This window comes from Paenibacillus sp. FW104-T2 (genome assembly GCF_058789975.1).
The window spans coordinates 180,719-187,766 of record NZ_JBYTCE010000014.1; the positions used below are offsets into that span (position 1 = coordinate 180,719).

Genomic DNA, 7,048 nt, shown 5'->3' on the forward strand with positions numbered 1-7,048 from the left:
AAAAAAGAAAGCTATACAAAAAAAGCCGCTAAAAATAGCGACTTTAATGTGAGATGTGACCCATGAATGATTAATCCACATTTTAGCCTTACTTATCCTCCGTAAACACGAACAACTACTTCGTGCCTACTGCATCACCCGAAACGATGTTTCTCCAGCCTCCCAAATGAGAGATATCCACTGCATCCTGAGCAGCCGAAGCTTCGCATATGAATCCGGATACCAACCTGCCGTCCTGCAGCTTAATTTTCCCTATACCTAATGGAGCAGGAATGGTTGCAGTGAATGAACCAAAGGAGGATAGCGGCATGCTCCACAATTCCAGATCAATGGATGTCCCCTCTTCAAGGGAGTGCACTAACCCCGGTTTTGCAGGACTTGTGTTCAGTTTGTACAGTCGATATTCTGGAGCGGTTCGCGTTTCCTCCACAAAAAAGGCTCCTAACCCGGTCATCTGGGGTTCCAGTGACATGCCTCTCATATGCAGTCCGCAGACAGCAACCAAAAGACGTTTGTGATGCGGCTCAAATATTCTTGCTGCTTCAACCATGGAAGCTTCCTGCTCAGGCAATGTGAACAAGGTTATTCCAAAAGGCATATCCTCTGCAGCCTTGCCTGCCGGAACAGCAATGGCACTCAAATCAAGCAAATTGCAATGATTCGTGTACATTCCCATGTGGCTGTTGGTTTGAATCGGATCCTGCTGCACTTGTTCTCTTGTCCATGTTCCTCCGCAGGTTGGCAATACAAGAACGGCGTTATGCAGCCATTCTGCTGTGCTTCGCCGAATTTCGGCTAGTCGGTGCTGTGCCCGGAATAGTGCAGCAGCCGTAAATATTTCCTTGCTGCCTGTTCGGAGCACTTTCTCCGTTACAGGAAACAACGCTCCTGGATGCTGCTGGGCGAACATCTCCAGATCCGCCCATCGTTCTGCAACAAGCGGTCCTTCATACAGAAGTGCTGCGGCCTCTTGCAGCATGGATATATCGACCTCTTCGACATGTACTCCTGACTGCAGCAAGGTTTGTTTGGCGGCTTGCCAAGCCACCTCGTATGCTTCTGCAAAGGGACCAAAGAAGGTTAATTCTCCTTTCGGTAACAACCATTTGGCAGGTGCACGGGTTGGTCCCAAAGGACGTGTTTTGGAGAAAGCATCATCTGCATGCGGGCCTCGTACGATCCGGTCAACGGAAACAGCATCTTCGAGCTCATGGGTAAACACGGTAATGCAATCAATGCTGCGGCATGCAGGCACCAAACCAGCGGAAGGCCATGCGCCTACTGCAGGTTTGTAACCAACCAGACCATGCAGTGCAGCCGGAATTCGGCCCGACCCGGCGGTATCTGTCCCAAGTGAGAACGCTGCTTGCCCCAGTGCCACCGCTACGGCTGAGCCTGAACTGGATCCTCCGCTGATCAGTTCGGGCTGCAATGCGTTACGTGTCTCCCCATAAGGACTTCTCGTACCGACCAATCCTGTGGCGAATTGGTCCAGATTGGTTTTACCGACAGGTATGGCACCTGCAGCAATAAGTCGTTCTACAACAATAGCATGGTGTTCCGAAACCGATGAGAACTCAGGACAACCAGCCGTTACTGGCCAGCCTTGGACCTCGATGTTGTCTTTGATGGCAAAAGGAATGCCCCACAGCGGATATTCGGTAATGGACAAGTGCTGAAGTTTCTCCAGGTACGGCGTAATTCGTTCCCTAGACGGCGGCGTGATCCAGATATGGTAATCCTCCGTATCCTTTGCCCGCTCGATGATGCTCTCCACCACTTCCGCTGGTGTGAAGCTTCCTCGTAGATATCCTGTACGCAGAGCACTGATCGACATCAATTCCGGGATGGCATTTACCGTCATCGTGCAACCTCCTCCTTAATCGTTGGAATGATGGCAGCAATCCAGTCTCCCGATTTAATCTGGTCACCCGGCGAGACGTAGATAGAAGCAATAACTCCATCCGTTGGAGCGAGCTGCGGAAACTCCATTTTCATACTTTCTTCTATTATAATAGTGTCTCCCTTTCGCACTTCCTGGCCAGGCTCAACCAGTACCTTCCATACACTGCCCGACATTGAACTGCTCATGCCCAGACTCCCTTCCGGCATCTCGACTTCTTCCAGCGCTGCCGCTGCTTCAGGTTCAGATACATACTCCGCAATACCGAGTTCCTTCCAGTAATTTCGTTCAGCCTGGAATGCACTCTGCTGCTGCTGACGAAAAGTTCTGGACTCGTTCTCAATCGTTTTCAACCAGTTCAGATAGGACCCCAGATGGAATGTGGTTTCCTCTACTTGAAGTTCAAATCCTCCTCGCGGGAATTCTTCACGCATGTTCAGCAGTTCAGCTTCCGAAACAGGATAAAATTGAAGCTGATCAAAGAACTGCAGCAGCCAAGGTTTTCCTGCCTCGAAATTGCTTGTTTCCCTGAACGAGTTCCACATTTGCACTGTACGACCGACAAATTGATACCCACCCGGGCCTTCCATGCCATACACGCAGAGGTACGCGCCGCCTATGCCTACGGCATTTTCCGGAGTCCATGTCCGTGCAGGATTATATTTGGTGGTTACGAGCCGGTGGCGCGGATCCAGTGGTACGGCAACAGGTGCTCCCAGATACACGTCACCAAGTCCCATGACGAGATACGAGGCGTTGAATACAATTTCCGCTACCTCTTCCAGCGAACCGAGTCCATTCATACGCCGGATAAACTCCAGGTTGCTGGGACACCAAGGTGCATCAGGTCTAACGTTTTGCTGATATCGCTCAATGGCGAGCTGCGTCGCTGGGTCATCCCATGACAATGGTAATTTGACAATTCGCGAGGGTACCTCAATCGTTTCCAGCTCAGGAAGCTGCAGGTCCAGCTCCATGATTCGTGCTGCCGCTTCTTTTACCGTCATGCGGGTAGCATCCAGGTGGATCTGCAGAGAGCGAATGCCTGGTGTCAATTCGATATAAGGAATGTTTCCATTCTCCTTGATTGCTTCCATAAGTACGTATGCCTGGAATCGGTATAACAAGTTCAACTCGCGTTCTCCGTATTCGACCAGAATATTTTCATCACCAGAGCAGCGTACAGTAATGGAGAAACGTCTGCCTTCCACCGCTTGGGCCAGAATCGGCATATACTCACCAGTTGATGTTTCGACTAAAACCGGTAACTCATGCGGAACGTCCAGTTCCCGCAGGTACAACTCTTGTTCTGCTCTTAACTGCTCGGCTTCCTCAACGGTAATGAGTCTGAAACGGACTTTATCACCAGGGCTGAGTTGACCCAGCTTCCATAATTCAGCGGTTGCCGTTGTCACCGGACATACAAAACCACCAAGACTGGGACCATCCGGACCGAGCAGGATCGGCATATCGCCTGTCAGATCCAGTGCACCGACGGCATAGGCGTTGTCATGAATGTTGGAAGGGTGAAGTCCTGCATCTCCACCGTCAGTTCTTGCCCACAGCGGAGCCGGACCGATCAATCGGACACCTGTTCGGGAACTGTTGAAATGCACTTCCCATGTCGTCTCCGTCAGCTGATTCAGATAAGCCGGAAGAACATATTCGTCCGTACAATGAGGTCCCGGTATCACACCAATCGTCCATTCATTGTTGTATTGTGGTCTGCGTTCTGTACTGAGAGGAGCAAGCAGAGCCGGAGCATTTCCTTCTTTTTCATGCACCCGGAGAACTGCACCCGTTCGCAGCGCACTCCCGCGGTGTCCACCGAATCCCCCCAATGTGAAGGTTGCTGAGCTGCCAAGTGTGATCGGCATGTCGAGCCCCCCGGATACGAGCAGGTACGTTCGCATTCCCTGTTTGGCTTCACCCAGAGTCAGCACTGCACCAGGAGATGCATTTGTCGGTGTGTAAGGTTCCACATGTACGCCATCCAGTTCGGCTTTCATATCTGCTCCTGTCAGGCAGATGGTCATTTCATCCCGGAAGCGATAAGTTCCCCCACGCAGCGTCATTTCCAGTCCGGCCGCTTGTACGTCATTGCCGAGCAGTCTGTTGCCAATGCGGAAGGCAAGCTGATCCATCGGGCCGGACGGCGGTACGCCGATATCCCAGTAGCCGATCCTGCCGGGACTATCCTGTACAGTCGTCTGAACACCTCCGTCCAGAACTTCGATCGCACGCTCCATTGGTTTAAAGCCCGAAAGCATTCGGGTATATACTTCTCCATTAGCGAAAGCATCGTTATCCAGAAATGCTTCGATATAAGCCTGATTGGTGGTGACACCGTATACCCGGAGTTCACGAAGAGCACTCTTCATTTTGTTTATAGCTTCCATGCGCGTGCTCGCGTGCACTATTAATTTTGCCAGCATCGGATCATACAAGGTAGTTACGATTAATCCAGGCTGAATCCAGCTTTCAACTCGCACGTCATCAGGCCAGTGAATGGCATCAATGCGTCCATCGCTCGGCCGAAAATCATTCATGCAATCCTCAGCATACAGACGTACCTGGAGACTGTGTCCTGTTGGTACGGGAACCATAACGTTCAGTGAATCGCTCTCGTGAGCTGCCTCCTTGACCATCCATTCCACCAAATCAATGCCAAGTACCTCTTCTGTCACCCCATGCTCGACTTGAAGTCTGGTGTTCACCTCGAGAAAATAAAACCGCTGCTCATCAGGGTCGTACAGAAACTCAACCGTTCCCGCGTTACGGTAACCTGCCGAAATCGCCAGTCTGCGGGCACACTCATGCATCTCTTGCCGGATTGCATCCGGCAGGCATGGTGCAGGGGTCTCTTCAATGATTTTCTGATTACGCCGTTGCACTGAACAATCACGCTCTCCCAAAGCGACTGCTTCACCGTTACCTGTGCCAAAAATCTGAACCTCGACATGACGTGCACGTGCAATATACTTTTCAATGAACACGCCCCCGTCATTAAAATTGGCGGATGCCAAACGTGTTACGGATTCAAATGCCTCCCTAAGCACATCATCGTGTTCACAGACCCGCATGCCGATTCCACCACCACCGGCAGTGGATTTCAACATGACGGGATAACCGATGATTTCAGCTTGTTGAACCGCATCATCCAGAGACTGTATCAGGCTTGTGCCTGGCAGTAAGGGTACTCCAGCTTCTGCAGCCATTGCTCGTGCCGTATGCTTCAAGCCGAAAAGCTCAATATGTTCAGGAGAGGGACCGATAAACGTAATACCTCGCTCAGCACACGCTCTGGCAAAAGCCGCGTTCTCACTCAGAAATCCGTACCCAGGATGAATCGCATCTGCCGCTGTCTCTGCTGCTGTCTGGAGTACCAATTCGGCGTTGACGTAACTCTCTCTTGCGGGCCCTTCTCCGATCAGTACTGCTTCGTCGGCAAGCTCAACATGTAAGCTATCTCGGTCTGCTGTAGTGTAGATGGCTACACTGGAGATACCCATCAGACGCAAAGTCCGAATAATGCGTACCGCAATGGCACCCCGATTCGCAATCAGTACCTTTTTAAACATTGGCGCTCACTCCTTCTGCATCCCATATAAGGACTTTGGCTGGTGTTGGGTTGTAGGCATTACATGGATTGTTTAACTGCGGGCAGTTACTGATCAGCACGGTCACCGGTACCAAAGCAAGGAGTTCAACATAGCGACCCGGTGCAGATAGACCATCGGCGAAGGTTAACTCTCCTTCCGGTGTCACTGGCACATTCATGAAAAAGTTGACGTTTGGGGCGAGATCCCGCTTGGTATATTCATCTCGCTGAGAGAGCATTAACATAAAGGTGTCACGACAGTTGTGCATGGGCAATTTATCATGAGCATAGCGGACGGTATTGCTCTGAGCGGAGCAAGCGCCACCGATTGTGTCATGCCTTCCGCAGGTATCGGCTGTTATCCGCAACAACTCTCGGCCTGATTCAGCGAGCAGCGTTGAACCTGTTGTCAAATACAGATTGCCCTGGCGGGTAATGGTTCTCACTGCACTATAATGATCCGACGGATCCTCCGTGGAATAAAACAGCGTATCAACAGCTTGATTGCCTTCCATATCAACAATGCGAAGAACCTGGCCTGGGAGCAAATCATGTATCCAGCCATCACCCGCAGCGATGACTTGCTCATACCAGGCTTTTTCGGTCAGTAATGGACTCTGGACAGGTTGAAATGTACTCATATTAGTTGGCTCCCTTCAGCAAAGCATATGCGTTCCACGTATTTTCAAAGGCTCTCCGGTTCTCTGCACAGTGCAGTACACACGGGTCCATCTCAGAGACAGGCTCGGCATCTGTCACGGAAACAACGATGGATACGTCCGGGTATTGTCCCGAAGGATCAAGTGGATGAGGTGTGTTCGATAACACGAGCAGCATATCCATTTCTGTGCGGATGGTCACTGAGCGTTCTGCCGTTTCCTGCAGCGAGTAATTCATCGTTCCGTCCAGCTCACAAACGACTTTGGAGAAAAAGTTGACCGGTACCCCGATATCGCGTGGTGACAGATTGTTCCGGAACAGTTCAACCTTTAAGTTCTCTTCCCCGCTTCTAAGCCAGTCATTGCGGTGATCCTGATATGTGGTCTTCCCATACTTTTCATCCGTACCCTCTCGGGTTGTATATCCCGATAAAGGATCATGCCAGCCTACCGAATCCTCCGTAATGGAAGCAAGCGCCTTTCCCTGATCCGTCATCAATATATTGCCTCTTGTCAAAAAAGCGGTGTGTTGGGCTTTGAGCGTATCGGGCATGTTGTACCGTTCCGCTGGATCATGTGCATGGAAGAACAATGCCGACACATTGGCTCGATCCCCTGTTGCCTTTAATGTAATGGATTTTCCTCTTCCTACATGAGCAGACCATTTGCTTCCAGGCTGCATCGTCATTGTAAATAAGGCTGTCATTGTTCATTCCTCCTGTAGAAAAGTATAGAAAAAAGCCCGGGAGAAACATCAAAGATTGCTCTTTGATCGATTCTCCCGGGCTTTTATCCCGCCGTGTACATCAGGTTTTAATCTCCCAATGCGTTTTCTCTCGGACCAGTCAGCCAGTGGACGGCTCGGAACCCTAGAAAACATTTTAT

Annotated in this window: 4 protein-coding genes and 1 riboswitch; all 4 genes read right to left on the minus strand. The window is 50.8% G+C overall.

Translation table 11 applies throughout. The annotated features are described in order from the left end of the window. Window positions 1-115: 115 nt before the first annotated feature. From AC3WQ3_RS18655 to AC3WQ3_RS18670, 4 genes are read right to left on the minus strand one after another with little or no spacing between them, the layout of a single operon-like run. Complete coding sequence (locus tag AC3WQ3_RS18655) at window positions 116-1,864, minus strand: allophanate hydrolase (RefSeq protein ID WP_492473098.1); 1,749 nt, start codon at window positions 1,862-1,864, stop codon at window positions 116-118. Continuing rightward, the gene (gene uca / locus AC3WQ3_RS18660) at window positions 1,861-5,484 is read right to left on the minus strand and encodes an urea carboxylase (RefSeq protein ID WP_492473099.1); all 3,624 of its coding nucleotides are present in this window, start codon (window positions 5,482-5,484) and stop codon (window positions 1,861-1,863) included. The genes AC3WQ3_RS18655 and uca overlap by 4 nt, the downstream gene beginning before the upstream one ends. After that, a complete protein-coding gene (locus AC3WQ3_RS18665) occupies window positions 5,477-6,145 on the minus strand; it encodes an urea amidolyase associated protein UAAP2 (RefSeq protein ID WP_492473100.1) in 669 nt (222 codons plus the stop codon). The genes uca and AC3WQ3_RS18665 overlap by 8 nt, the downstream gene beginning before the upstream one ends. 1 nt (window position 6,146) lies before the next feature. After that, complete coding sequence (locus tag AC3WQ3_RS18670) at window positions 6,147-6,869, minus strand: urea amidolyase associated protein UAAP1 (protein WP_492473101.1); 723 nt, start codon at window positions 6,867-6,869, stop codon at window positions 6,147-6,149. A gap of 70 nt (window positions 6,870-6,939) precedes the next feature. Next, window positions 6,940-7,047: riboswitch (guanidine-I (ykkC/yxkD leader) on the minus strand. Between the last annotated feature and the right edge of the window lies 1 nt (window position 7,048).

What these genes read in the sequence shown, in the direction of transcription:
- uca (WP_492473099.1), bottom strand. Translation starts at nt 5,484, where the DNA reads ATGTTTAAAAAGGTACTGATTGCGAATCGGGGTGCCATTGCGGTACGC.
- AC3WQ3_RS18665 (WP_492473100.1), bottom strand. Translation starts at nt 6,145, where the DNA reads ATGAGTACATTTCAACCTGTCCAGAGTCCATTACTGACCGAAAAAGCC.
- AC3WQ3_RS18670 (WP_492473101.1), bottom strand. Translation starts at nt 6,869, where the DNA reads ATGACAGCCTTATTTACAATGACGATGCAGCCTGGAAGCAAATGGTCT.
- AC3WQ3_RS18655 (WP_492473098.1), bottom strand. Translation starts at nt 1,864, where the DNA reads ATGACGGTAAATGCCATCCCGGAATTGATGTCGATCAGTGCTCTGCGT.